At 70.3% G+C, this 25,928-nt stretch carries 19 protein-coding genes; 6 read left to right on the top strand and 13 right to left on the bottom strand.

Translation table 11 applies throughout. The annotated features are described in order from the left end of the window. Positions 1–389 precede the first annotated feature (389 nt). Complete coding sequence (locus ACZ6S6_RS34125; protein WP_469708851.1) at positions 390–1,901, bottom strand: recombinase family protein; 1,512 nt, start codon at positions 1,899–1,901, stop codon at positions 390–392. Between the two features lie 192 nt (positions 1,902–2,093). Between ACZ6S6_RS34125 and ACZ6S6_RS34120 the strand changes: the two genes are divergently transcribed. Next, positions 2,094–3,050, top strand: coding sequence for a hydrogen peroxide-inducible genes activator (locus ACZ6S6_RS34120; RefSeq protein ID WP_469708849.1), 957 nt, complete (start codon positions 2,094–2,096; stop codon positions 3,048–3,050). A gap of 26 nt (positions 3,051–3,076) precedes the next feature. On the opposite strand, the gene ACZ6S6_RS34115 is transcribed toward ACZ6S6_RS34120, so the two are convergent. The 5 genes from ACZ6S6_RS34115 to ACZ6S6_RS34095 all read right to left on the bottom strand — a co-directional run bounded on the left by ACZ6S6_RS34115 (position 3,077) and on the right by ACZ6S6_RS34095 (position 8,035). Continuing rightward, the gene (locus ACZ6S6_RS34115) at positions 3,077–5,473 is read right to left on the bottom strand and encodes an FtsX-like permease family protein (protein ID WP_469708847.1); all 2,397 of its coding nucleotides are present in this window, start codon (positions 5,471–5,473) and stop codon (positions 3,077–3,079) included. Continuing rightward, positions 5,470–6,156: an ABC transporter ATP-binding protein gene (locus ACZ6S6_RS34110; protein WP_362955902.1), complete on the bottom strand. Its 687-nt coding sequence runs from the start codon at positions 6,154–6,156 to the stop codon at positions 5,470–5,472. The genes ACZ6S6_RS34115 and ACZ6S6_RS34110 overlap by 4 nt, the downstream gene beginning before the upstream one ends. Then, entirely contained in the window at positions 6,153–6,677 is a 525-nt protein-coding gene (locus ACZ6S6_RS34105; protein WP_024492144.1) for a PadR family transcriptional regulator, read from the bottom strand. The genes ACZ6S6_RS34110 and ACZ6S6_RS34105 overlap by 4 nt, the downstream gene beginning before the upstream one ends. A 147-nt stretch (positions 6,678–6,824) precedes the next feature. Then, the gene (locus ACZ6S6_RS34100) at positions 6,825–7,067 is read right to left on the bottom strand and encodes a type II toxin-antitoxin system antitoxin (RefSeq protein WP_469708845.1); all 243 of its coding nucleotides are present in this window, start codon (positions 7,065–7,067) and stop codon (positions 6,825–6,827) included. After that, positions 7,064–8,035 carry an SPFH domain-containing protein gene (locus ACZ6S6_RS34095; RefSeq protein ID WP_362955897.1) on the bottom strand — a complete coding sequence of 324 codons (972 nt, stop codon included), beginning with the start codon at positions 8,033–8,035 and terminating at the stop codon, positions 7,064–7,066. Before ACZ6S6_RS34095 ends, ACZ6S6_RS34100 begins: the two co-directional genes overlap by 4 nt. A 222-nt stretch (positions 8,036–8,257) precedes the next feature. On the opposite strand from ACZ6S6_RS34095, the gene ACZ6S6_RS34090 reads away from it, so the two are divergent. Further along, on the top strand, positions 8,258–10,558 hold the full coding sequence (locus ACZ6S6_RS34090) for a transglycosylase domain-containing protein (RefSeq protein WP_362955894.1): 2,301 nt from the start codon (positions 8,258–8,260) through the stop codon (positions 10,556–10,558). A gap of 70 nt (positions 10,559–10,628) precedes the next feature. On the opposite strand, the gene ACZ6S6_RS34085 is transcribed toward ACZ6S6_RS34090, so the two are convergent. The 4 genes from ACZ6S6_RS34085 to ACZ6S6_RS34070 all read right to left on the bottom strand — a co-directional run bounded on the left by ACZ6S6_RS34085 (position 10,629) and on the right by ACZ6S6_RS34070 (position 16,746). Then, on the bottom strand, positions 10,629–12,098 hold the full coding sequence (locus ACZ6S6_RS34085; protein ID WP_469708843.1) for a catalase: 1,470 nt from the start codon (positions 12,096–12,098) through the stop codon (positions 10,629–10,631). 119 nt (positions 12,099–12,217) lie between these two features. Next, positions 12,218–14,134, bottom strand: a complete 1,917-nt coding sequence (locus ACZ6S6_RS34080; RefSeq protein ID WP_362955888.1) for a SpoIIE family protein phosphatase — start codon at positions 14,132–14,134, stop codon at positions 12,218–12,220. 386 nt (positions 14,135–14,520) lie between these two features. Continuing rightward, positions 14,521–15,240, bottom strand: a complete 720-nt coding sequence (fomD, locus tag ACZ6S6_RS34075; RefSeq protein WP_469708841.1) for a cytidylyl-2-hydroxypropylphosphonate hydrolase — start codon at positions 15,238–15,240, stop codon at positions 14,521–14,523. Positions 15,241–15,321: 81 nt separating this feature from the next. Continuing rightward, the gene (locus ACZ6S6_RS34070) at positions 15,322–16,746 is read right to left on the bottom strand and encodes a class II fumarate hydratase (protein WP_362955882.1); all 1,425 of its coding nucleotides are present in this window, start codon (positions 16,744–16,746) and stop codon (positions 15,322–15,324) included. A 107-nt stretch (positions 16,747–16,853) separates the two neighbouring features. Here ACZ6S6_RS34070 and ACZ6S6_RS34065 point away from each other — a divergent pair, with 107 nt between their 5' ends. After that, positions 16,854–18,380, top strand: coding sequence for a ricin-type beta-trefoil lectin domain protein (locus tag ACZ6S6_RS34065; RefSeq protein ID WP_362955879.1), 1,527 nt, complete (start codon positions 16,854–16,856; stop codon positions 18,378–18,380). Positions 18,381–18,438: 58 nt separating this feature from the next. Here the strand turns inward: ACZ6S6_RS34065 and ACZ6S6_RS34060 are convergent, their stop codons facing one another. Together ACZ6S6_RS34060 and ACZ6S6_RS34055 are read right to left on the bottom strand one after the other, a co-directional pair. Next, a complete protein-coding gene (locus ACZ6S6_RS34060) occupies positions 18,439–19,740 on the bottom strand; it encodes a M18 family aminopeptidase (RefSeq protein ID WP_362955876.1) in 1,302 nt (433 codons plus the stop codon). A 500-nt stretch (positions 19,741–20,240) separates the two neighbouring features. Next, positions 20,241–21,485: an MFS transporter gene (locus tag ACZ6S6_RS34055; protein ID WP_469708859.1), complete on the bottom strand. Its 1,245-nt coding sequence runs from the start codon at positions 21,483–21,485 to the stop codon at positions 20,241–20,243. A gap of 158 nt (positions 21,486–21,643) precedes the next feature. Here ACZ6S6_RS34055 and ACZ6S6_RS34050 point away from each other — a divergent pair, with 158 nt between their 5' ends. Then, positions 21,644–22,660: a LuxR C-terminal-related transcriptional regulator gene (locus ACZ6S6_RS34050; RefSeq protein ID WP_362955874.1), complete on the top strand. Its 1,017-nt coding sequence runs from the start codon at positions 21,644–21,646 to the stop codon at positions 22,658–22,660. A gap of 83 nt (positions 22,661–22,743) precedes the next feature. On the opposite strand, the gene ACZ6S6_RS34045 is transcribed toward ACZ6S6_RS34050, so the two are convergent. Then, entirely contained in the window at positions 22,744–24,411 is a 1,668-nt protein-coding gene (locus tag ACZ6S6_RS34045) for a fumarate hydratase (RefSeq protein ID WP_469708838.1), read from the bottom strand. Between the two features lie 252 nt (positions 24,412–24,663). Between ACZ6S6_RS34045 and ACZ6S6_RS34040 the strand changes: the two genes are divergently transcribed. Continuing rightward, positions 24,664–25,329 (top strand): DUF1707 SHOCT-like domain-containing protein, encoded by a 666-nt coding sequence (locus ACZ6S6_RS34040; protein ID WP_362955869.1) that lies wholly within the window; start codon positions 24,664–24,666, stop codon positions 25,327–25,329. 161 nt (positions 25,330–25,490) lie between these two features. Then, entirely contained in the window at positions 25,491–25,862 is a 372-nt protein-coding gene (locus ACZ6S6_RS34035; protein WP_362955866.1) for a WhiB family transcriptional regulator, read from the top strand. Positions 25,863–25,928: the final 66 nt, after the last annotated feature.

The following is a 25,928-nucleotide window of genomic DNA, read 5'->3' as shown; positions in this document are numbered from 1 at the left end:
ATACATCCAGTATTCGGGCGTCCCTCCGCCTTGCGATGCACCGCATCTGACGCCGCGCGCTGATCCACCAGGAATTGCGGGACAGCCCTTAGGGCCTCTCGTTTGGATCATGCTGGGCTCGCGGGGGCCGGTGCCGCACCTCGCGGCGTTGTCGTCGGTCGCCAGGACTCCCTCCTCCGCCTTGCGATGCACGGCACCGGACCCCGCTCCCTGATCCAGCCTGATCCAAACGAAAGACCCTAGGTCATATGAAACAGACATCGGAGAAACGAAACGCTCGCTTGAGCGGTGGGGCGAACACCCTGGACCGGCTGCGTGCCACTTGAAGGGCGCGGCCGGCAGCGAGGAGCGGGAACTCCCCTCCCGGACGGGAGAGGGGGACCTGGTGTTCAACGCTTGTCTTCGATCCAGACGACCTTGATCAGCGACGGGTCGAACCTCTTCCCCCGTCCTGCGGGGTGGACCATCACGGCTCGGATCGATGCACGGAGCAGGGTCTTCTTCTCGGGGATCGTGTAGCTCTTCCACTCCTCCGGCAGTGAGGGGGTGACGCTCTGCCTGCGGACTTTCGTGGCGACCAGTTGGCGGCGATGCCGGTACAGCTCCTCGCGTTCGCCCTCAAGATCCTCGATCACGTCGAGTGCTGTCCCCATGCTGATGCGCTTCGCCCTGCGGCGCTCATTGACCTCTTCGATCTCCTGGAGAATCTCAGCGAGCCGGACATCGTGCTTGGTCTCGTCGATGTCCTCTTTCTTGGCAACCACGCCAAGGCTTCGGCGGACCTCCAGGAGGAAGGCGTCTTCGACCAGGTCTTCCATCGGGGGGCCGACTCGGGTGACACCACCGCATCCGCCGAGCGTGGTCAGGCAGGCGTACCGGTAGCCGTACCGCTCGTAGGAAGTGGTTCCCCGCGAGTACTGATTGGACATCAGGGGGAAGCTGCACTTTCCGCACCGGGCAATGCCGGAAAGAAGATACTTGACGGATGTGGTGTGCGCTGCCCGGACTTCCTTCCTGGCCTTCTTTCGCTCCTCAATGGTGGCGACGCAGGCTTGCCACTCTTGCGGAGAGACGACCGCTTCCCAGTCACCCATTACCGGCCTGCCGTCCTTGTAGACGACGAAGTCAGGCATCCACGGCCTCTTGCCACCACGCCGCTCGGCCTGGGGCAGGTAGGTCCTGTAGCCACAGACTCGGGGGTTGACGAGGCGGGATTCAACAGCGCTGTGCTGGAGGTTCTGTGTGCCGCTGACCTTCTTGTTGCGAGTTGGCTCGTACCCGAGGGCAATCCACTGTTTGCGGACGCCGCCGACGGTGAGGCCGTCGGGGATTGCGAGAATTGCCTTCCGAAGTTCTTCGGCCTCGCTGTCATGGAGCGTCTGACGATCTTCAGCCCAGCCGAAAGGCCGAGCGGCCCCGTGCATGTGTCCGCGCTCAGCCAAGCCCTTGTTCTTTCGGGCGACCCGACGCTTGGTGTTGTACGCCTCCATGCCTCCCATGGTGGCCTGGATGGTGAGCATTGTCCGGCCCTCTTGAGTAGACAAATCTGTGCCACCCACAACGGCCCGACCCAGGTATCCGGGGTTGAGTTGGAAGAGTCGGTTAATTCGGGCTGCATCGTATTCCTGTCGGACCAACCGGTCTGCGTGGTAGAAGAGAATTCCCCGGATCGTGCCGTTCTCCAGGTCTACCAGCATCTGTTCGAAGTCCCTGCGGACGATGCGAGGGTTGCTCGCCGGGGTGTTGTTGTCGTTGTAGCGGTGAGTGATGGTGACGTTCAGGTCGGTCGCCACGTTTTCCATGTCCTCGAACTGGTCGGCGACCTGCTCGCCGATCTCACGCCAGACGGCAGCGTTCGCCCTGAGCGCCTTGTCCTCGGACGTGCGCGCGTAGGCGCCCACGGGATGCATGCCAGACCCCTCCCCAGAAGTTGACTTGAAGGGGACGCTAATGCGCTGAGCGAGGCGCTCGGGGTACTAAATGATGAAATCACGCGTATGGGTGGTTTCTGTCAAGCGATGGCCGGGGGTGGATTGATCGAGTATGGAGCTACACTCGGCCGTGATGATCGGAGGTACCTATCAGTGGCACGGATGAACCAGGGTAATCAGCCCAAACAGCCCAGCCTTTCGCAGCTGCGCGCCTTCGCGGCCGTGGCGGAACAACTGCACTTCCGGGACGCGGCGGCAGCAATCGGGATGAGTCAGCCCGCGCTCTCCGGGGCCGTGTCGGCGCTGGAGGAGGCACTGGGTGTCCAGCTCATCGAGCGTACGACGCGCAAGGTACTGCTCTCGCCCGCCGGTGAGCGGCTCGCCGTGCGGGCCCGCGCCGTGCTGGAGGCCGTCGGTGAGCTGATGGAGGAGGCCGAGGCGGTGCGGGCACCCTTCACCGGGGTGCTCAGACTCGGCGTGATCCCGACCGTCGCCCCGTATCTGCTGCCGACCGTGCTGCGGCTGGTCCATGACCGCTACCCGGACCTCGACCTCCAGGTCCACGAGGAACAGACCTCATCGCTGCTGGAGGGACTCGCCGCGGGGCGGCTCGACCTGCTGCTGCTCGCGGTTCCGCTCGGGATGCCCGGGGTGACCGAACTCCCGCTCTTCGAGGAGGACTTCGTCCTGGTGATGGAGCGCAGCCACTGGCTCGGCGGCCGGGCCGACATCCCTCGCGAGGCGCTGCGGGAGCTGCCGCTGCTGCTCCTGGACGAGGGGCACTGCCTGCGCGACCAGGCGCTCGACATCTGCCGGGAGGCGGGCCGTACCGAGGGCGCCCCGGTCACCACGACCGCGGCCGGGCTCTCCACCCTGGTGCAGCTCGTGGCCGGCGGGCTCGGGGTGACGCTGCTGCCGCGTACCGCGGTGACGGTCGAGACCGCCCGCAACGAGGCGCTGACCACCGGGTACTTCGCGGATCCGGCGCCCGCCCGGCGGGTGGCGCTGGGGATGCGGACGGGGGCGGCCCGGCACGAGGAGTTCGAGGAGTTCGCGGGGGCGCTGCGCGGGGCGATGACGAAGCTGCCGGTACGGGTGGCGACGGCCGGCCTGACCTGAGCACAGGTCAGGCCGGCCGGTCGGTCTCACTCGCTGCGCAGCCCGTCGGAGCGCATCATGCGCCACAGCGGCGGCAGGGACAGCAGGGTGACCAGCAGGATGAGGGCCGCGCCCGCGCCCGCCATCGGCAGGAACAGCCACCAGCCGGACACCTCATTGCCGACCATCCAGCACAGGGCGGCGCCGAGGGCGAGGCCGCCCGCCACCGCCACCGCGAGCCCGATGACCACCGGGATCGCGGTCTGCCACAGCACCGACCAGCCGAGGGTGACCCGCCGGGTGCCGAAGGCGACCAGGACCGACAGCAGCCGCTTGCGCTCGCGCAGTTGCTCCAGCTGGGAGACGAGCATGGACGCGGCGATCAGCAGCAGGGTGGCGGTCGCGCCGACCTGGAGACCGGTCTGGACGCTCTCGTACTGCCGGTTGCGTTCGACCATGTTCAGCGTGACCATGCGCATGCCGGGGTCGAGCCGCGCGGCCGTGTTGCGTACGTACTCGGCGACGTCCGGGACGTCTTCGTCGATGCGGATCTGCGAGATGGTCTCGGCTCCCGGCAGGGTCCGGGCGTCGATCGCTCCGGGCGTGACCAGGATGCCCGAGCGCTCCTCGCCGTACGGATCGGTCCGGCCCGCGACGGTCCGTGAGCCGGCCGGCAGCGTCCAGTGCAGCGGTTTGCCCCGGCCGTAGGTGCTGAACTCGACCACCTTGCCCTTGCGGGCGGTCTGGTCGACCCAGCCGGCCTGCTCCTTGTCCTCGGGGTGGGAGACGAAGGTGTCGCCGTCCCGGCAGGACGTGATCCGGGCGAGCTCGCGCAGGGTCGCGCAGTCCCCGACGGTGAACGAGGTGGTGGGCTGGATCTCGTCGTCCGTGTAGGTGCCCGGCTTGGTCGCGAACGCCTCGACGGTGCCGATCACCTGGGTGACGCCCTTGGTGGCGCGGAACTCCTCGATCGAGCGCAGGGCGGCGTCACCCTGGACGATCTCGGAGGCGGCGTAGAGCTGGGCGCGGGTGGGGTCCTGACCGGTGACCTTGTTGAAGTCGTCGTTCATCGCGGCGAACAGCATCTGCAGGGCTATCGCACCGGCCACGGCGACGGTGACGCCGCTGACCGCGCGGGAGGCCGCCCCGCTGCTCAGCTGGAGCCGGCGGGTGGCCAGCTGCCAGGGGACCGGGCCGCCGCGCAGCCGCTTCACGCAGGCATCGACGAGCCAGGGCAGGAGCAGGGCCAGCCCGACCAGGACCAGTACCGCGCCCGATGCGATCGGGTACGGGTTGACGGGGCCGTACGGCTCGAACTTGCCGGTGATACCGAAGACCGCGAGCCCGGCGACCGGCAGCAGCAGCCGCCACCAGAGGCGGCGCCCCCGGCTGCCGCTGTTGCGTACGACGCCGAGCGGCTCGATGACCACCGAGCGCATGGCCGCCAGGGTGACGAGCACCGCGGTGAGCGGAACCGCGAGAGCGATCAGCACGCACAGCCGGGCGTCGGGGGCCAGGTCGGAGGGGAAGGCGCTGGCGTCCCAGACCTCGACGTGGCCGACGAACTGTCGCCCCGTCAGGAACAGGGCCAGCCCGATGAGGAGGCCGAGCACGGAGCCGAAGAGTGCCTCGCCGGCTGCGATCCGGCGGGTCATCCGGATGTCCGTACCGATCAGGCGCAGGGCGGCGAGCCGGCGGTCGCGGCGGTCGCCGCCGAAGCGCACGGCGGTGGCGATGAAGATGGCGACGGGGGCCAGCAGCACCACACAGACCATGATGACCAGCACGAGGAGCATCGGTGACATCGGGTCGGTCGGGCCGGGTTTGCCGTATCCGGCGATCCGGTGGCCGCCCGACGAGCTGGTCAGGGTGTCGCTGCCGGCGTAGAACCACAGCTCGCCGGGCGAGCGCAGTCCTGCCTCGGCGATCGTGCCGGTCACCTTGTACGGCAGCCGCTCCCTGAGCAGCTCGTTGTCGGGGGAGCCGAGGAGATCGCCGAGGGCGGGGGAGACCGCCATCTCGCCGGGGGCGGGGAGGCTGTCGATGCCCGGAGGGACGACCGGGTGGCCGCCGTCCGCGCGCATCAGGTAGCCGGTGATGGAGCGGTCGCGGTACTCGGTGCTCGCATCGATCCGCAGGACCGAGCTGTCCGACTTCTTCGCCTGCGCGTGGAGGGGGCCCGAGATCTTCGTTTCGGAGCGGGCGTGGCTCCGGGCGGACCGCTCGTCGAGCATGTGCGGCACGGATGCGGCGACGAGCAGGAGGGCCACGCCGAGGCCCACGCCGACCGCGGTGAGCAGGGTGCGGGTCCAGCCCTCGCGGCCTCCGGCGGCGGCGAACCGCATGCCGAGTCCGAGGTCGCGCAGCCAGGAGGCGGTGCGGGAGGGGGCTTCGGGAGGAGGCACCGGGCCGGCCGGGGGCCTCTTCGCGTCGAGCAGCGTCATGCGGTGTGCTCCAGGTCGTGGGCCCGGCCGTCGCGGACGGTGACATCGCGGTCGGAGTAGGCGGCGACACGGGCCTCGTGGGTCACCAGGACCACGGCGACGTTGGCGGACCTGGCGGCCTCGGTGAGCAGCTGCATGACGCGCTCGCCGTTGAGGGAGTCCAGGGCGCCGGTCGGCTCGTCCGCGAAGATCACCTTCGGGGAGGCGGCCAGTGCGCGGGCCACGGCGACGCGCTGGCCCTGGCCGCCGGACACCTCGCCGGGGCGCTTGGCGCCGACGTCGTCGACCTCCAGGCGCTCCATCCACTCCAGGGCGGTGCGCTCGGCGGCCTTGCGCCGGGTGCCGTTCAGCCGGAGCGGCAGGGCCACGTTCTCCACACAGGTCAGCTCGGGGACGAGCTGGCCGAACTGGAACACGAAGCCGAACTCGCTGCGGCGCAGGGCGCTGCGCTCGGCGTCGGACATCGCGGACAGCTCGCGGCCGGCGTAGGTGATGGTGCCGGAGTCGGGGGTGATGATTCCGGCGAGGCAGTGCAGCAGGGTGGACTTGCCGGAGCCGGAGGGGCCCATCACGGCGACGACCTCGCCGGGGTGGACGGAGAACGAGGCGCCGTCGAGCGCGGGGGTCGACCCGTAGGTCTTGTACAGGTCGTGGGCGCTGAGCAGGGAGCCGGCGGGGGTCACGGGGCCACCACCTCGGCGAGCTTGTCGAGCCGTGCGGCGGTCAGTTCCAGCCAGCGCAGGTCCGCTTCGAGGTGGAACAGGGCGTGGTCGCAGATCAGCTGGTCGGCGAGGTCGCCCCGGCGCTTGCGGTCGGTGAGGATGCGCATCAGGCGCAGGTGCTCGGAGCGCTGGGCGTCCAGCACGTCGGCGGCGCTGCGGCCGGTGAGCATGGCCAGGACGACCTTGGTGTACAGGGTCGACTGGAGGTACGGCTCCGGCTTCTCGGGCTGCGCCAGCCAGGCGGTGACATCGGTGATGCCGGCGTCGGTGATGGCGTAGCGCTTGCGCTCGGGACCGCCGCCGGTCTCCACACCGTCGACCTCGACGAGGCCGTTCTTGAGGAGCCGGGACATGGTCGAGTAGACCTGTCCGTAGTGCAGCGGGCGGTCGTGACCGAACTTCTCGTCGAACGTCCGCTTCAGGTCGTAGCCGTGGCGGGGGCCGGACTCAAGGAGCCCGAGCAGGGTGTGGCCGATAGACATGCGCCGCACTGTACACGGTGTGTATACCTGCCGTGTATACCGGCTGTTCCGTCATCGGCGGGCCCGGCCCCGCGACCGGGAGCCGGGCCCGGAGCCGCGACCGGGAGGCCGGGGCCGGAGTCGCGCGGACCCGGCCTCCCCTGGACGTCATTGCGGCCCGGAAGCCTTCGACGGCCGCCCCCGGCGCGGGATCGGAGCGGCTCCGCCCGGCAGTCGCCCCGCCTCCGCGAGCGCCCGCCGCAGCAGGAACTCGATCTGCGCGTTCGCGCTGCGCAGTTCGTCCGACGCCCAGCGCGCCAGCGCATCGTGTACCGCGGGGTCCAGTCGCAGCAGCATCTGCTTGCGCTGCCGCGACGGTGGCGGCCGGCGCCGAGGCGCCTCCTCGGTCACTGGTGGAGCGTGCCCGTGTTGAGGACCGGCTGCACCGCGCGGTCACCGCACAGGACCACCATCAGATTGCTCACCATGGCCGCCTTCCGCTCCGGGTCGAGCTCGACGATGTCCTGCTCGGCGATCCGGGCGAGCGCCATCTCGACCATGCCGACTGCGCCCTCCACGATCTGCTGCCGCGCCGCGACCACGGCGCCGGCCTGCTGGCGCTGGAGCATCGCGGAGGCGATCTCGGGGGCGTACGCGAGATGGCTGAAGCGCGACTCGATGATCCGCACGCCCGCGGCCTGCACCCGCGCCGTCAGCTCCACGGCCAGCTTCTCGGTGATCTCCTCGGCGTTGCCCCGCAGCGAGAGGCCGCCCTCGTCATGGGCGTCGTACGGGTACTCGATCGCGATGTGCCGGACGGCCGCCTCGGTCTGGGTGGCGACGAACTCCAGGAAGTCGTCGACCTCGAAGAGGGCCTGTGCGGTGTCCTCGACCTTCCAGACGACGATCGCGGCCAGCTCGATCGGGTTGCCGTAGGCGTCGTTGACCTTGAGGACCGCGGTCTCGTGGTTGCGGACCCGGGTGGAGATCTTGCGGCTGGAGGTCAGCGGGTTGATCCAGCGCAGACCGTCGGAGCGGATCGTGCCCACGTACCGGCCGAAGAGCTGGATGACCCGGGCCTCGCCCGGTGCGACCATCTTCACACCGCCCATGCAGAAGAACGAGGCGATGGCGAGCAGTACCCCGAGGATGCAGACCGGGATGCCGACGCTGTTGTTCCCGTCCGACCCGACGACGCCGCCGACGATGGCGAGACCGACGCCGACGATCACCCCGATCACCGTCAGCAGCAGCCCGAGGCCACCCGCGATGCTGTGTGCCGTCGTCTCGCGGACCTGCGGGTCCGGCATCTGCGGCGCGTCCGGCGTGAGGTCGGCCGACGGTGCGCCGGGAGTGGTCGGAACGTGTGGATCGGTCATGGAATCCCCCGTGTGTACGGGCTAGCCGGGCGCTAGCAATGTGATTACACATTAACCGATGTGGCAACCTTGCGTCCCTCTCGTGAGTCGGTTCCCTTGAAGGCGGGTGCTGATTGTCACGTCCGGAAAAGGGTGGATCGTTGGCTTTCTGTCCTTGCCAACGGTGTTAGCTGACAGGTCCGAGCTGATCCGGTCGAGCAGAGAAACGGGAGCAACACAGCAATGGGTCGAGCGGATGCGCGACGAGCCCAGCGGCACGGGTCGCGGCGGGCCGTGAAGAGCGGCGGCATACGCAGACTCTTCACCTGGCGGAAACTACTGGGCACGGCCCTGGGGCTCTGCCTGCTGGGCATGGGCGCGTTCGCCGTGCTCTACATGGTCGTGCAGGTGCCGGAGGGCAACGCGCAGGCCAAGCTCCAGGCCAACGTCTACAAGTACTCCGACGGCACGCTGCTGGCCCGGACCGGCGAGGTCAACCGGGAGATCGTGAGCCTCGCCGAGGTGCCCAAGGACGTTCAGCGGACCTTCGTGGCCGCCGAGAACAAGTCCTTCTACGACGACCACGGCGTCGACTTCAAAGGCACCGCCCGCGGCCTGATCAACACCGTTTCCGGCAAGGGCAAGCAGGGTGGCTCGACCATCACCCAGCAGTACGTCAAGAACTACTACCTCGACGCGGACCAGACGGTCACCCGCAAGCTCAAAGAGCTGGTCATCTCGCTGAAGGTCGACCGCAACAGGAGCAAGTCCGAGATCCTCGCCGGGTACATCAACACCAGCTACTACGGCCGCGGCGCCTACGGGATCCAGGCCGCGGCACAGGCGTACTACGGCAAGGACGCCAAGGAGCTGAACGTCAACGAGGGCGCCTACCTCGCCGCGCTGCTCCAGGCGCCGAGCCAGTACGACTGGGCCGTCGCCACCGACAACGGGAAGGCGCTCGTCAAGGAGCGCTGGAACTACGTGCTGGACAACATGGTCGACGAGCACTGGCTGGACTCCACCGCGCGCCAGGGGATGAAGTTCGAGGTCCCGCAGGCCCCCAAGCCGTCGGAAGGGCTCTCCGGCCAGAAGGGCTACATCGTCAACGCGGCGCGCGAGGCGGTGCGGAAGCAGGAGAACATCACCGACGCGCAGTTCGACGCGGGCGGCTGGACGATCACCGTCAACATCGACAAGAAGAAGCAGCAGGAGCTGGAGAAGTCGGTCAAGGCCAAGCTGACCGACAAGCTGGACACCAAGGGGCGCAAGCTCGACCAGGACGTCCAGGCCGGAGCGGTCTCGGTGGAACCGAAGACCGGCAAGGTGCTCGCCCTGTACGGCGGGCGCGGTCTGACCGAGCACTGGACGTCGAACGCCACCCGGCGCGACTACCAGCCCGCCTCCACCTTCAAGCCGGTCATCCTCGCGGCCGCGCTCGACCAGGAGTCGCAGACCCAGGACGACCAGCGGATCACCGCCAACACCCGCTACGACGGCACCAGCAAGCGCCCGGTCAAGGGCAGCGACGTCGCCTTCGCGCCGGAGAACGAGGACGACCAGGACTACGGCCAGGTCACCGTCCAGACCGCGATGAACAAGTCCATCAACTCCGTCTTCGCGCAGATGGGCGTGGACGTCGGCATGGACCGCGTGATGCAGACCGCGGGCGAGCTCGGCATGGATGTGGAGGGGCTGGACGCGGTGCCGGCGCAGACGCTCGGTTCCATGGGCGCGAGCCCGATGGAGATGGCCGGGATCTACGCGACCCTCGACAACCACGGCAAGAAGGTCACCCCGCAGATCCTGAAGTCCGCCCAGAAGCAGGGATCCTCGCCGATCAAGGTGCCCGACGCGATCGGCGACCAGGTGATCACACGCCAGGCCGCGGACTCCGTGACCTCCGTGCTGACCGGTGTGGTCGACGACGGCACGGCCCACCAGGCGGTGCGCGGCGCCGAGGGACTGGCCGACCAGCAGATCGCGGGCAAGACCGGCACCTCGGACGACAACAAGTCGGCCTGGTTCACCGGCTACACCCCCAACCTCGTCACCTCGGTGGGCCTCTTCGGCGAGGCCGCCTTCGACCGCACCAATGACGACGGCAAGAAGGTGCACAAGCTCGACCAGGTGCCCCTGAAGGGCGCCGGAGGCGGGGGCAGGGTCAACGGCGGTGGCTTCCCCGCCGACATCTGGGCGAGCTTCACCGCGCAGGCGATGGGTGGCGACCCGGGCAAGTTCGACCTGGACACCGACATGGGCGCGGCGGTCACCCCGCCACCGGACACCGGCTCGCCGAGCCCGCCGGCCTCGCCCTCCGACGAGGGCTCGCCCTCGAACAAGCCGTCCAGCCCGCCCGCGTCGTCCGATCCGCCGAAGGAGTCCGGGTCTCCGTCGACTCCGCCGCCGTCCCCCCCGGCGGATGACCCGACGTCCGGTCCGCCCACCGATCCGTCGACCGACCCCGGTCCCTCCGACTCGGCCGAAGTCCCGGTGCCCCCGGGGGACAACCGGCCGAACGGCGAGAACAGCGTGACGCGCTGACCACCGGAACGGGCGGTGTACGAGGAGTTCTCCTCGTACACCGCCCGTTCCGGCGTTCCGGTGGCCGGGGTCAGCCGCCGTTGACCTTCTTCGCGACCCGGTCGCCGAGGGTCTTGTCCACGTTGCGCCAGTACTGCACCGCCCGGTCCAGGACCGGGCGGCTCACACCGTCCAGGAGATGGCCGGAAATGTTCGACACCAGCCGATCGCGCGCCGCGTCGTCGAGGACGTTGCGCACCATGGTGCCCGCCTGGCCCCAGTCGTCGTCGTCCCGGCGCAGCGTGTACGCCTCGTGCACCATCTCGCCCGCCGTCGCCCAGCCGGCCGGCTCGCCGTAGCGGTCGGTGTCCGCCGCCGGACCGCCGTACGAGTTCGGCGCGTAGACCGCGCCCGTGCGCGACGGCTCGTACCGCATCGCGCCGTCCTTCGAGTACGAGTTGCGCGAGAAGCGCGGCCGGTTCGGCGGGAGCTGCGCGTAGTTCGCGCCGATCCGGTACCGGTGGGTGTCCGGGTACGAGAAGAGCCGGCCCAGCAGCATCTTGTCGGGCGACGGACCGATGCCGGGCACCAGGTTCGACGGCTCGAAGGACGCCTGCTCGATGTGGACGAAGAAGTCCTCGGGGTTCTCGTTCAGCGTCATCCGGCCGACCTCGGTCAGCGGGTAGTCGCCGTGCGGCCAGACCTTGGTCAGGTCGAACGGGTTGAACCGGTAGTCCGGGGCGTCGTCGAACGGCATGATCTGGACCGAGAGCGTCCAGCTCGGGTGGTCGCCGCGCTTGATCGACTCGAACAGGTCCCGGCGGTGCACGTCACCGTCGGTCCCGGCCATCGCGTCGGCGTCGTCCTGGGTGTAGTAGTCGATGCCCTGGTCGGTCTTGAAGTGGTACTTGACCCAGAACCGCTCGCCGCCCGCGTTCACCCACATGTAGGTGTGTGAGCTGAAGCCGTCCATGTTGCGGTACGTCTTCGGGATGCCCCGGTCGCCCATCAGCCACGTCACCTGGTGCGCGGTCTCGGGGGAGAGGGTCCAGAAGTCCCACTGCATGTCGTGGTCGCGTACCGCGTTGTCGGGGCGGCGCTTCTGCGAGCGGATGAAGTCCTGGAACTTCATCGGGTCCCGTACGAAGAAGACCGGCGTGTTGTTGCCGACCATGTCGTAGTTGCCGTGCTCGGTGTAGAACTTCAGCGCGAAACCGCGGGGGTCGCGCCAGGTGTCGGGGGAGCCCTGTTCGCCGGCGACCGTGGAGAAGCGGGCGAGCATGGCGGTCTGCTTGCCCGGCTGGAAGAGGTCGGCCTTGGTGAACTGGCTGACGTCGTTGGTCACCTGGAAGATGCCGTACGCGCCGGACCCCTTGGCGTGGACCACGCGCTCGGGGACCCGTTCACGGTTGAACTGGGCCATCTTCTCGATGAGGTAGTGATCCTGGAGCAGGATCGGGCCGTCCGTCCCGACGGTGAGCGAGTGTTCGTCGCTCTCCACCGGGATTCCGGCGTTGTTGGTGGTGTATGGGGCGTTCTTGGTCCTGGGTTCCTCGGCCACGAGCGTCCTCCCGTCGGTGGGGTATCGGTCAGATCGCGTACACGACTGAAGTCAAACCCGCCGACAGGAGGTCGGCAACATTTGGATACCGTCCGTGACGGTCCCCTTGTGGGGCCCGGCTACTGCCCCCGGGTCGGCATCTCGAACCAGACGACCTTGCCCGTCGACAGGCGCGTCGCGCCCCACCGCCGGGCCAGCCGGTTCACCAGGAACAGACCGCGGCCGCCCTCGTCCATGTCCCGGGCGCGGCGCTGGCGGGGCAGCTGCGGGGAGTCGTCGCCGACCTCGCAGCGCAGGATGTCGGTCCGCAGCAGCCGCAGCGTCACCGGCCGCTCGGCGTACCGCACGGCATTGGTCACCACCTCGCTGACCAGCAGTTCCACCGAGTCCGACATGTCGTCCAGCCCCCAGCGGCTGAGGGCGCGGCGGGCCAGCCTGCGGGCCCGGCCCGGGGCGGAGTCCTCCGGTTCCAGGAACCAGTACGCGACATCGCTCGGTGCGATCCCGTCGAAGCGGGCGGCGAGCAGCGCGATGTCGTCGTCCCGGTCGCCGGGGCCCAGCATGTCCAGCACGTCGTCGCAGAGGGCCTCCAGCGGCGGCGAGTGGTCGGGCCCGGTCAGCCGGGCGGTGGTGGCGAGCCGCTCGCGCAGCATCTCGATGCCCGTCCAGACGTCCCGCAGCCGCGACTCCACCAGGCCGTCGGTGTAGAGGAGCAGGGTGGCGCCCGCGGGCGCGTCCAGCTCGACGGCCTCGAAGTCCACTCCGCCGACGCCGATCGGGGCGCCGGGCGGTACCCGCAGCACCTCGGCGCGGCCGCCGAGGTGGAGCAGCACGGGCGGCGGGTGGCCGGCGTTGGCGATGGTGATGCGGTGCGCGACCGGGTCGTACACCGCGTACAGGCAGGTCGCCATGCGGTCGCTGCCGAGCCGCTGCGCCTGCTCGTCCAGGTGGTGCAGCACCTCCTGCGGCGGCAGGTCGAGCCCGGCCAGGGTCTGAGCGGTGGTGCGGAGCTGGCCCATGATCGCGGCGGAGGTCATGGAGTGGCCCATGACGTCGCCCACGACCAGGGCGACCCGGCTGCCGGGCAGCGGGATCGCGTCGTACCAGTCGCCGCCGACCCGGGCCGTCTCGGCGGCCGGGAGGTAGCGGGAGGCGAGCCGGACCCCGGTGGGCTGCGGCAGCGAGTCGGGCAGCATGGTGCGCTGGAGCTCGTCGGCGATGTAGGCCTCGCGCCCGTACAGCACGGCCTTGTCGATGCCGAGCGCGGTGTGCGTCGCGAGCTGGGCCGCGACCAGCAGGTCGTTGGCCTCGAACGGCGGGCGTTCGGTCCCGCGCAGGAAGACGGCGGCGCCGATCACCCGGCGCCGGCCGCGCAGCGGGGCCAGGATCGCCCGGTGCCCGGACGGCACCGTACGGCCGGCGCCGAGCAGCTCGGGCAGGGCGGCACGGGCCGCGGCGGAGTCACCGAAGACCGGCCGCACCCCGCGCAGCACCTCGGCCAGCGCACCGCCGGGGCGGACCTCGCACAGTTCGGCGGCGGGCGTCAGATCGGTCTGCGGGTCGATGGCGGCCGGCCGGAGCCGCTCGCTCTCCGACATCCCCTCGGTGATCTCGTCGCTCAGCCGCAGCCGGTCGGAGCGGCGCAGCCGCAGCACGAACGGGTTGACGGGACGTTCGTCGCCGACCGGCAGCGGGTCGCGGAGGTAGACCAGTATGGCGTCGGAGAACGTCGGCACGCTGGCCCGGCACAGGCCCAGGACGATCTCGTCCAGATCTATGCCACGGGCGATCCGGCGGGTCGCGGCACCCACGAAGCGCAGCCGGTCGCCCTCGCGGCGGGCCGCCGCCTGTGGGTCGGGGCCCGCGGCGGGGCCCGGCCCGGCAGCGGCCGGACCGGGGCCCTTGGCCGGGGTCGGGATCGCCTTGCCGGCAGCGGCGGGCGCCGACGCGGCGTCCCGCTGCCGCGGCCGGGTGCGTTCCTGCGACCGGGCGGCGAGAGGCTGCCGGCCTTCGTGGGAGGTGGGGTGCTCCGTCACGCTTGGGGTTCCGTCCGTCCGGGCCGGTTGTATGAGGCAATCACCTTGTGGGGCGCTACTGTGCCCCGGCATGAGCGGCAATAACAACGGCTGACATCGCCTGCCCCGGAACACCGGGCCGAAACCGGTCGTCCGTGAACGGGAGTGATGACAACGTTTTCTGCGGTGGGGCGACGGACAGTGAGCACGTCTCCACCCCCTCGTAGTGGCTCATGCGATTCTGGCAACTCGTGCGACTCATACGACTGATGCGGGTCATGAAGCGTGCAACCAGTGCAATGACTTGATGATTTATGGTCAGCTCGTGTGCGGCGCCCGCCGGTTGGGGCGGATCGGCCGTCCTCGGGACGATCCTACGTTTGTCCCCCTTGGGTGCATCAAGGGTCTCACGACGGCATGGCCGAGGGGGTGCGGTACCAGTCATCCGGAAGCCGGTCCCAGTCGTCCGGAAGCGCGGGTACCCGCCAGTGCGGATCGGGCCGCCAGTCCTCCCAGCCGTCCCGGAACGGCGCCCCCCAGTCGCGGATCACCCCGACCGCCGCGCGGCCCGCCTCCCGCACCCGCCGCGCGGTCGCGGGGGTCATCAGGCCGACCCGCTGGGCCTGCGCGAACTCGTCCTCGTCGCGCCAGAGCCAGCTGCGGTCCGGGTAGACGGAGATGTCCAGGAAGTGGTCCTCGGAGTCGATGCCGCCGGCCCAGCGGGTACGCGGCTCCTCCAGGTTCACGTACCAGCTGCGGAACTCCCAGCCGAGCTCCCAGAACAGCCAGACCGACCACGGCTCGCCCGGCCGGGCCAGCTTCAGCACCCCGTTGCCCAGCCAGGGCGAGCGGGCGGTGGTGCGCGGCGAGGTGTACCGGGTGGCGAGCGGCTCGGCGTGCACGTCGGTGCCGTTCGCCAGCACCGGCTTCACGCACTCGGTGCCGGGCGCCACCCAGACGGCGAGCAGCTCCTCGGTGTCCTGGGCGACGGTCACGGGACGGCAGATGTGCACCGGGTTCGGCGTCCGGCCGGGCGCGGGACCGTGCCGCAGCGGTCCGTTGCCGCGGTAGCGCCACAGGATCTGATCACCCGGCGCCCAGCGCTCGGTCTCTCCGGTACCTGTCATGGAGGGATCTTACGGCCTGGTGCACGGTAACCAGCGGGTTCCCGACGCCCTGCCGCTCCGCCTCCCGCGCGGCGACGCGCATCACGGGCGGGTCATCCGCAGCACGTCCAGCGCCTCGTCGAGCTGCTCCACGGTGAGGTCCCCGCGCTCGACATAACCCGAGGCCAGCACCACTTCGCGGATCGTCAGGCGCTCGGCGAGGGACTTCTTGACGACCTTCGACGCCTCCTCGTACCCGATGTACTTGTTCAGCGGGGTGACGACGGACGGCGAGGACTCCGCATACTCCCTGGCCCGCTCCACGTTCGCGGTGATCCCGTCGACCGTGCGGTCCGCGAGCAGCCGCGAGACGTTGGCGAGCAGCCGCACCGACTCCAGCAGGTTCTTCGCCATGACCGGGAGCATCACGTTCAGCTCGAAGTTGCCCGCCGCTCCCGCCGCGGCGACCGTCGCGTCGTTCCCCGTCACCTGGGCGGCGACCATCAGCACGGCCTCGGGAATGACCGGATTCACCTTCCCCGGCATGATCGACGAGCCCGGCTGGAGGTCGGGGAGGTTGATCTCGGCCAGTCCGGTGCGCGGTCCCGAGGCCATCCAGCGCAGATCGTTGGAGATCTTGGTGAGCGAGACCGCGACGGTACGGAGCTGGCCGGACGTCTCCACGAGACCGTCCCGCGCCCCCTGCGCCTCGAAGTGGTCCCGGGCCTCGGTGAGCGGCAGCCCGGTGACGCGGGCGACCTCGGCGATCACGGCGGCCGAGAAGCCGGGCGGGGTGTTGATGCCGGTGCCGACGGCCGTGCCGCCCAGCGGCAGCTCGGCGAGGCGGGGGAGCGAGGCGTACAGCCGCTCGATGCCGTAGCGGATCTGCGCGGCGTACCCGCCGAACTCCTGGCCCAGGGTCACCGGGGTGGCGTCCATCAGGTGGGTGCGACCCGACTTCACGACCGCCGCGAACTCGACGGACTTGCGCTCCAGGGCGGCCGCGAGGTGGTCCAGGGCGGGGATCAGCTCGCCGGTCACCGCGCCCGTCGCGGCGACGTGGATGGAGGACGGGAAGACGTCGTTGGAGGACTGCGAGGCGTTGACGTGGTCGTTGGGGTGGACCTCGCGGCCGAGGCGCTCGGTGGCGAGGGTGGCCACCACCTCGTTGGTGTTCATGTTCGAGGAGGTGCCGGAGCCGGTCTGGAAGACGTCGATCGGGAAGTGCGCGTCCCAGTGCCCCTCCGCGACCTCGGCCGCGGCGTCCTGGATGGCCCGCGCGATCTCCGGGTCGAGCACCTTCAGCTCGGCGTTCACCTTGGCGGCGGCGGCCTTGATGCGGGCCAGGGCCGCGATGTGGGCCCGCTCCAGGCGCTGTCCGGAGATCGGGAAGTTCTCCACGGCCCGCTGCGTCTGGGCCCGCCACCTGGCGTCCGCGGGGACCCTCACCTCACCCATCGAATCGTGCTCGATGCGGTACTCCCCACCTGCTGTGACGTCGTCCGCGGTCTTCTGTGCGTCGTTCATGCGCGTTCAACCTCCTGAAAAAGATGAGCACTTGTCTTGTTCTAAGTATTCCCAAGTTGCCTACCGACCAGTAAATACCGTGGGTAACAACAATCTCGGGAGGCGCAATGAGGCGCACAAGGTTCAGACTCCGATGTACCGTCGCAGCCGTCGCCGCCACGGCGGCGGCACTGGGCGGGATGACCGCGGCCGCCGGAACGGCGGGTGCGGCACAGTCCGGTACCACCACTACCTCATCCACCGCGCTGTCGCCGGAACTGGAGGCCATCCGCGCGAGCGAGGCCACCCGGCTGTACGGCGACCCGGCCGAGCGCCCGCTCGCGGACCGCAAGACCGGGCTGATCTCGCTCGGCGACAGCGAGATCTCGGGCGAGGGCGTCGGCACGTACGAGGACGGCACCAACGGCCCCGACAACTGGTGCCACCGCTCGCCCGACTCCGCCATCCACCGCACCGGAATCCCGGCCGACGTCACGTACAACGTTTCCTGCTCCGGCGCGTACACCGGAAACATCGTCATCGGCGGTTCGAAGCAGTACGCCGACGAGCTGGTGCAGAGCGACAACCTCGCCATCAAGGCGCGCAACACCCACATCAAGATGATCGTGCTGGTGGCGGGTGCCAATGACGACCTCCAGTTCGGCCCGGTCATGACGGACTGCGTCGAGCGCTGGATCCTCCTCCAGGGCACGTGCGAGCCCAAGTACGACGGCGGCTGGCAGGCCCGCGTCGACGCGCTCGTCCCCAAGGTCGAGAAGACCGTGGGCGACCTGCGGACCGTCATGTCGGACGCGGGATACGCCAACGGCGACTACAAGCTCGTCGTCATGGGCTACCCGAGCCCGATCGGCCCGGACTTCAAGGACAACCCGAACTTCCCCGGCAAGCTTCCCGGCGGCTGCGCCGGATACGACTCCGACGCCGCCTGGGGCCGCAACACCGCCGTTCCCGCCTTCGAACGCGGGATGCGCGAGGCCGCCGCCGACACCGGAGCCGTCTACCTCGACAACTCCCGGCTCTTCCACGGCCACGAGGTGTGCAGCGAGTCCACCTGGGCCCGCGGCCTCTACATCGACCTGTCGCACTTCCCGCCGGACTCCAACTCCGTCCGGCAGTCCTTCCACCCGAACGCCGCGGGCCACGGCGCCTTCGCCTCCTGCCTGACCCAGATCTACAACTCGGGCCTGCGCGAGGCGAGCTGCGCCGACCCGGCGAGCACCGGAACGCCCGTGCTCCAGGCCGCCGCCTGGGACGACGTCTTCAAGCCGTTGCGCAACGAGGCCACCAGCAGCTGTCTGGACGCCCCGGCCTCGGTCACCCGCAACAACACCGGAGTCACCGGCTGGGACTGCCACGGCGGCCGCAACCAGGGCTGGTGGTACGACTCCGGCACGAAGAGCGTCCGTACGGAACTGAGCCACGACCGCTGCCTGGACGTACCGGGCGCCGACTACAAGGCGGGCGCCGCTCTCATCCTCTACAACTGCTCGGGCGCGGCCAACCAGCAGTTCGCCCGGCAGTCGGGCACCCTGAGCCCGGCCGCCTCCACAGGGCTGTGCGCGACCCTGGCGGGCGCCCATGACCCGCTGAGGCTCCAGCCCTGCGACGGGAGCGCGAACCAGCGCTTCGCGTAGCGGGCAGCTCCTCAGGTACGGGGAGGGGCGGTACGCGGCCCCTCCCCGCACCCCCGGGTCAGCCGGACGTCACGAACGCGCCCAGGATCGCCGCCAGGTGACCCGGGTCGTCCGCCCCGCACAGCTCGCGCGCCGAGTGCATCGACAGCCCCGGTACTCCCACGTCCACGGTTGGGACACCCAGCCGGGCCGCGGTGAGCGGGCCGATCGAGGTACCGCACGGCATCGCGTTGTTGGAGACGAACGGCTGCCACGGGGCGCCGGCCCGCTCGCAGGCCGACGCGAACACCGCGATACCGGTCGAGTCGGTGGCGTAGCGCTGGTTGACGTTGACCTTGACCGTCGGGCCGCTGTTGGGCAGCGGGCGGTGGTCGGGGTCGTGGCGCTCCGCGTAGTTGGGGTGCACCGCGTGCGCCATGTCGGCCGATACGCAGAAGGCGCCGGCCAGCGCCCGCGACCAGTCCTCCGGGCTTCCGCCGCGCGCCGTGACCGAGCGGCTCAGGACGCGCTCCAGCAGCGGGCTCTGCGCCCCCGTGTCGGAGCCGCTGCCGACCTCCTCGTGGTCGAAGGCCGCCAGGACCGGGATGTACGCGGGCGCCTCGGCCGCCGTCGTCGCACCGGCCATCGCCGTGACGCCGGCGTGCACCGACACCAGGTTGTCCAGCCGGGAGGAGACGACGAACTCCCGCTCCGCGCCCAGGTATCCGGGCGGCTGGATGTCGTGGAGCATCAGGTCCCAGCCCAGCACCTCGTCCGGGTCGGCCTCAGCTGCCGCCGCGACCCGGCGCAGCAGCGCCCCCTCCTCGGCGGCGCCGAGCGACCACACCGGGGCGATGTGGCGCTGCCGGTCCAGGGCCAGGCCGTCGTTGACGGACCGGTCCAGGTGGATGGCCAGCTGGGGCACCCGCAGCAGCGGTTCGTCGATCTGCACGAGCCGGGAGTCGGTCGTGCCGCCGGGGCCCCGGAGGGCGAGGCGGCCGGAGATGCCCAGATCGCGGTCGAGCCAGGTGTTGAGCGGGACCCCGCCGTAGATCTCCACCGCGATCTGCCGCCAGCCCGCGGAGCCGGTGTCGGGGGTGGGCTTGATCCGCAGGTTCGGCGAGTCGGTGTGGGTGCCGATGATCCGGAAGGGCGTGTGGGCGGGGGTGCCCTCGGGGGCGTACCAGGCGATCAGCGCGCCGCCGCGGACGACGAAGCTGCCGCCCGTGGTGCCCGTCCAGTCGTCCGTACCCCGCAGTTCACGGAAGCCGGCCTTCTCCAGCCGTTGGGCGGCGCTCGCGACGGCGTGGTAGGGGGAGGGGCTGGCCCTGATGAAGGAGAGAAGATCATCGACGTGGCTGCGGTGGTTGACCGGCGTCATGCGGTCTCCGCCTTTCCGGTGTGGGACGGTGAAGGTCGTTCGGCCGTGCGGGTTCGGATGCTTCGGACTGGCGAGCGGTTCGGACTGGCTGGCAGACGGTCGTCTGCCGGGCGCGGCGGCCGCGAGCAGGGGGCATCGGTTACGGGCGGGGCGGGACGGTGGGGCCGGGGTCGCGCGGCCGCATCCGTACCGGGCAGTCGGGCGGGGCGGGTTCTCCCGCGACGCGGACAACTCACCGCATCGGCCCGGCCCCCCGCAAGCCCGGCCGGCGGCCCGCTGCGCGAATGCGGCGGTGCGACGCCGGTGCCCGCAGCCGGTGAGGACCGCCCGGCGGCCCCGTCGCGGGGCCCGGCCGGTCCCGGAACGGCGACCGGCGTGCGGATCGCCGCCCGAACCCGTGCGGGTACCCGGGCGCGGGAGCTCTCGCGGCGGCGCCGCACCGCCCTCCGCGGGATTGGCTGAATTCAGTCGTACGTGGACCGTCCCGGCACCGGACCCGGTCACGGGGACGACGGGACCGGCGGAGCCTTGCGCAGGCCCCAGACCCGGATCAGGAACACCGTGCCGACCACGAGAGCGGCGCCGTGGGACCAGCCGACGACCGTCAGCGGGGTGTAGTGGTCGAGCGCGGCCGCGACCAGGATCATCCCGGCGCCGAACCCGAGGTTCTCCACCGTGGCGGAGAGCCCGAAGGCGTGCGCGCGCAGCCCGGCCGGCAGGGTCTGCAGATGCGAGGTGTACGAGACCTCCGTGAGCCCGTCGGCCGCACCGGCGACCAGGGCGATCACGGCCGTGGCCACCAGCGGGAACCCCGCGAAGGCCAGGATGAACGCCCCGGACATGAGACAGGTGCCCCAGCCGAAGCCCAGCGCCCCGACGGACTGGCCGGTGCGGCGCGCGTACCGCTGGACCAGCTGCTGCACCACGATGTTGCCGAGCGCCCACAGGCACCAGAAGGCGCTGACGAACACGGCGGGGCGCGAGGCGTCGAGCCCGCTGGAGTAGACCGGCAGCGCGGCGTTGTGCGAGGACGAGCCCAGCGCGTCGACGCCCCGCAGCGCCACCATCAGAGCCAGACCGGGTGCGGTGGCCAGGGCGGCGAGCGCGGCGGGCCGGCGCCGACGGGCGGGCGCGGCGTCAGGCTTCTCCCGGCCACCGCTCCCGTTCCCGTTCCCGTTCGCGTTCGCGTTCTCGTCCTTGCCGTCGCCTCTGCCGCCGCCCGGGATGGGGAGCAGGGCCACCGTCACCGCGCAGACCGCGAAGGTGGCCGTGTCCACCACGAACGCGGCGGTGTACCCGACGAGCGAGACGACGACGCCCGCCGATGCGAAACCGGCCACCATGGCGAGCGAACGACCGGTGATCGAGAGGGAGTTGGCCCAGGAACGCCGGTCCTCGCCGACCATCTCGGGAATCGAGCTGCGCAGGGACACCATGAACAGGGTCCCGCAGGAGCCGACCACCACCGACACGGAGACCAGCGCGGCCGTCCGCAGCCCGTCCGGCGCGAGGACCAGCAGCAGCATCACCGAGGCCTGCGCGATATTCGTCCAGAGCATCACGCTCTTCGCCGGGAAACGGGCGAGCAGACCACCGGCCGTCAGCCCGGCGGCAAATCCGGACGCCAGCCGCACCGCCATGAACAGCCCCATGGCGAGAGCCCGACCCGTCGTCTCATAGACGAACAGATTGAGCGCCACCATATTCAGGAAGGTGCCGTACGAAGAGATGGCGTAGCCGGCCACGAGGAATCGATAACGCCGAACTCCGTACCGCGAGTCGGCCGATTCGGCGGCCGGCAGGCTGAGGGTGTGGTCGGGGCCGGGCGTCACCCGTTCATAGTCGCCGAACCGCCGAACTCACCGCCCGTCATCCCGTATGTACAAAGGTAATCTGCATACTTGTGAAGGACGCTCATTCCAGCCCACCGGCATGCGATTGCCGCGAATCGTCGGCGGACAGCACCGCACGGGCCGGCTCCGTCCCGGAACAGCCGTGCGAGCGCGCGCTCGTGACCTATCGGCGCGCACTGGTGGCGGGGTGCCTTCCCGAGGACGAGGTGGCCGGATGTCTGCGTGACCTGCACCTGATGGTGGCCGACCGCCGGTCACCCGGATTCATGATCCCCGTACCGCCGGAGACGGCGTCCCACGCCGCGCTCGCCCCGCTCCAGGCGGCCGTCCTCGACCGGCGCCGCACGCTGCGCGCCACCCGCGCCGCGCTCTCCGTCTTCGAGGCCCTGTACGCGGATGTGCACCGGAGCGAACGGCCCGCGCTCACCCGGCTGTCCGGGGAGGCCGTCATCAGCAAGGCGCTGGACGCCGCGGTGGGCGGCTGCCGGGAGCAGGTCCGCACCGCACACCCCGGCGGCGGCCGTCCGGCGCACGTGCTCCAGGAAGCGCTGATCCGGGACCTGGGCAGCCTGCGGCGGGGGATCCGGCAGCGGACGATCTACCAGCACACCGTCCGCTCGGACCGTACGACCCTCGCCTACATCGAGCAGGTGACCGCCGCGGGAGCGGAGATCAGGACGCTCGCCGAGGTGGCCGACCGGGTGATCGTGTTCGACCGGGATCTGGCGTTCGTCCCGTTCTCCGACGAGCCGCACCACGCGCTGCGCGTCCAGCACCCGTCACTGGTGCGGTTCCTGGCCCGCGGCTTCGACGAGGCCTGGGCCCGCTCGGTGCCGGTCCGCCCGGAACGGGCGCCACTGCGCACCCCCGTCATCACGTCCGATCTGCAGCGCGCCATCCTGCGCGCGGTGGTCAACGGCGAGACGGACGCCGCGATAGCCCGGCGGATCGGGATGAGCCGCCGCAGCGTCGCCGAGCACATGCGGAAGGTCTCCGAGCAGCTCGGCAGCACCAGCCGGGCCCAACTCGGCTATCTGGTCGCGACATCGGGCCTGCTCGACGGCTGAGGGGCCGCTCGGCCGGTGCCTGACGTGAGAGGCCCCTCGTGTGTACGTGAGTACGTGCGTACGTGCGTGTGTACGTGAGAACGTCAGCCGAGGCCGGGGCCGCGTACCGGGATGCTGGTGAACGTCGGGGCCGGGGCGGGCTCGGTGAAGAAGTCGTTGCCCTTGTCGTCGACGACGACGAACGCCGGGAAGTCCTCGACCTCGATCCGCCAGACCGCCTCCATGCCGAGCTCCTCGTACTCGACGACCTCGACCTTCTTGATGCAGTCCTGTGCCAGCCGCGCCGCCGGGCCGCCGATGGACCCCAGGTAGAACCCGCCGTGCGTGTCGCACGCGTCGGTGACCTGCTTGGACCGGTTGCCCTTGGCCAGCATCACCTTGGAGCCGCCCGCCGCCTGGAACTGCGCGACGTAGCTGTCCATCCGGCCGGCGGTCGTCGGGCCGAAGGAACCGGAGGCGTAGCCCTCGGGCGTCTTCGCCGGGCCCGCGTAGTACACCGGGTGGTCCTTGAGGTACTGCGGCATCTCCTCGCCCGCGTCCAGCCGCTCCTTGATCTTGGCGTGCGCGATGTCGCGCGCCACGACCAGCGGGCCGGTCAGCGAGAGCCGGGTCTTGACCGGGTACTTGGTCAGCTCGGCGAGGATGTCGTCCATCGGGCGGCTGAGGTCGATCCGCACGACGTCCCCCGCCTCGTCGAGGTGCTCGTCGGTGGTGTCAGGGAGGAAGCGCGCCGGGTCCTTCTCCAACTGCTCCAGGAAGACGCCCTCGGCGGTGATCTTCGCGGTGGCCTGGCGGTCGGCCGAGCAGGACACGGCGATCGCGACGGGCAGCGAGGCGCCGTGGCGGGGCAGGCGGACCACGCGCACGTCGTGGCAGAAGTACTTGCCGCCGAACTGCGCCCCGATGCCGATCTTCTGCGTCAGCTCGAAGACCTTCTCCTCCAGCTCCTTGTCACGGAAACCGTGACCCGTGGGGGAGCCCTCGGCGGGCAGCTCGTCCAGGTAGTGCGCGGAGGCGTACTTCGCGGTCTTCATCGCGAACTCGGCCGACGTACCGCCGACGACGATCGCCAGGTGGTACGGCGGGCAGGCGGCCGTGCCCAGGGAACGGATCTTCTCCTCGAGGAACTTCATCATGGAGGCCTCGTTGAGGACCGCCTTGGTCTCCTGGAAGAGGAACGACTTGTTGGCCGAGCCGCCGCCCTTCGCCATGAAGAGGAACTTGTACGCGCCGCCGTCGGTCGCGTACAGCTCGATCTGGGCCGGGAGGTTGGAGCCGGTGTTCTTCTCGTCCCACATGTTCAGGGGCGCCATCTGCGAGTAGCGCAGATTGAGCTTGGTGTACGCGTCGAAGATGCCGTGCGACAGCGCCTCCTCGTCACCGCCCTCGGTGAGCACGTTCTGCCCGCGCTTGCCCATGACGATGGCGGTGCCGGTGTCCTGGCACATCGGCAGGACACCCGCGGCGGCGATGTTCGCGTTCTTCAGCAGGTCGAGCGCGACGAACTTGTCGTTGGACGACGCCTCGGGGTCGTCCACGATCCGCCGCAGCTGCGCCAGGTGCGCGGGCCGCAGGTAGTGCGAGATGTCGTGCATGGCCTCGGCGGCCAGGGTGCGCAGCGCCGCCGGATCGACCTTGAGGAACGTACGGCCGCCGGCCTCGAAGGTGGAAACACCCTCGGAGGTGACCAGACGATACGGCGTGGTGTCCTCTCCCAGGGGGAGCAGATCGGAGTACGCAAACTCTGGCATTACGGCCATTCCTCACTCGGTGACGGCGGCTGACCTCCCTTGGGCAGCGCACCCACCAGGGTAGAACCCCGCCGGGGTGGCGGGTCTGTGAGGTAGGGCTCACTCGGACGGGATCCCGGAAGTCGCCCTGGGAGTCGCCCCGGACGCCGCCTCCGGCCGCCCCGTTCCACGCCTCGCCCCGTTCCGCCGCTCGCCTCGCCGTCACCGCTCAGGCCCTAGTCGCGATCTATCGCGTTTGGGTAAGCTGGGTCGGTGGACCTCGAAAAGCACCCCCAGCAGCCCACCGCACGGGCGGAACCCGACGTCATCCGTGCCTCCGACGCCGACCGTGACCGGATCGCGGACATCCTGCGGGAAGCCATGGCCGAGGGTCGGCTGACCGCCGAGGAGCACGGCGAGCGGGTGGATGCGGTCTACCGCGCCAAGACCGTCGGTGAACTGGAGCCGCTGGTACGGGACCTGCCCGCGCCGGGCGGGGGTGCCAGGCCCTCCAGCGCGCCGTACGCCTACGGCCCTGAGGCGGCGGCGGGTCCGGCCGACAACCTGGTCGCGGTCTTCAGCAGCTCCACCCGCAGGGGCCGCTGGCGGGTCGGCGGCCGGACGAACGCGTTCTCGTTGTTCGGCAGTGTGGAGATCGATCTGACCGAGGCGCTTTTCGGACAGCGTCTCACCGTGATCAACGCGACCTCCATCTTCGGAAGTGTAGAGATCCGGGTTCCCGAGAACATCTCGCTGCGCGGCAGCGGAACGGGCATCTTCGGTAATTTCGAAGTCGTCACTCTGGAATCCGGGGATCCAGAGGCGCCAGTGGTCGTTGTCAACGGTTATTCGGTCTTCGGCAGCGTCGAGGCAAAGCCCAAGCGCGGCAAGTTCATTGCGGATCTCCAGGACCGCCTGCGCAAACACCTCGGTCACTGACGGAGAGCCGGGCGCGGAAGGAACTGATTCCAGCCGAAATCACGCTCGACAGCAATTTCGCGGACCGGACCTGAGTGCCACTCAGTGCATAGGCGCGCGCACAGCGGGTAGGGAGTGCTGCATCGTCTTCTCGCCCGCGAAGCCGTCGTCAGGAGTGGACCGTGCTGCACATGCCGCATCAGCCCCTGCAGGTCGCCGCCGTGCCTTCCCAGCGGACCCCCGCTCGGGAGGACCAGGCCGGCCCCTGGCATTCGGAGGCGGTGTGCCGCCGGGACGAAGCCGGGCTGTTCTTCGCCCCGTCGAAGGAGCCGACCGCTGCCCGGCTCTCGCGCGAGGAGTCCGCGAAGCGGGTCTGCGCGCGCTGTCCGGTCATGGTCGAGTGCCGGGAGCATGCCCTGGTGCAACCCGAGCCGTACGGGGTGTGGGGCGGCCTCACGGCTGCCGAACGCCGCGTGGCACTCGCCCGCCGCCGGCGGCGCGAGGCCGAGCTCAAGGCCTCAGGCGCGGCCGGCCGCATCGCCGCGGCCGGCTGACGGACACACCGCTGCATTGCCGGACCGCCGGACCGCGTCCGTCTGCGCGAAAAGGCGCCCCCACCG

Source organism: Streptomyces sp. NPDC048671, from assembly GCF_055587045.1.
This window is presented reverse-complemented; position numbering and strand designations above follow the sequence as displayed.

Coding starts and splice junctions, on each gene's coding strand:
- ACZ6S6_RS34120 (WP_469708849.1), top strand. CDS start 2,094: ATGAACCAGGGTAATCAGCCCAAACAGCCCAGCCTTTCGCAGCTGCGC.
- ACZ6S6_RS34115 (WP_469708847.1), bottom strand. CDS start 5,473: ATGACGCTGCTCGACGCGAAGAGGCCCCCGGCCGGCCCGGTGCCTCCT.
- ACZ6S6_RS34105 (WP_024492144.1), bottom strand. CDS start 6,677: ATGTCTATCGGCCACACCCTGCTCGGGCTCCTTGAGTCCGGCCCCCGC.
- ACZ6S6_RS34095 (WP_362955897.1), bottom strand. CDS start 8,035: ATGACCGATCCACACGTTCCGACCACTCCCGGCGCACCGTCGGCCGAC.
- ACZ6S6_RS34090 (WP_362955894.1), top strand. CDS start 8,258: ATGGGTCGAGCGGATGCGCGACGAGCCCAGCGGCACGGGTCGCGGCGG.
- fomD (WP_469708841.1), bottom strand. CDS start 15,240: ATGACAGGTACCGGAGAGACCGAGCGCTGGGCGCCGGGTGATCAGATC.
- ACZ6S6_RS34070 (WP_362955882.1), bottom strand. CDS start 16,746: ATGAACGACGCACAGAAGACCGCGGACGACGTCACAGCAGGTGGGGAG.
- ACZ6S6_RS34065 (WP_362955879.1), top strand. CDS start 16,854: ATGAGGCGCACAAGGTTCAGACTCCGATGTACCGTCGCAGCCGTCGCC.
- ACZ6S6_RS34060 (WP_362955876.1), bottom strand. CDS start 19,740: ATGACGCCGGTCAACCACCGCAGCCACGTCGATGATCTTCTCTCCTTC.
- ACZ6S6_RS34045 (WP_469708838.1), bottom strand. CDS start 24,411: ATGCCAGAGTTTGCGTACTCCGATCTGCTCCCCCTGGGAGAGGACACC.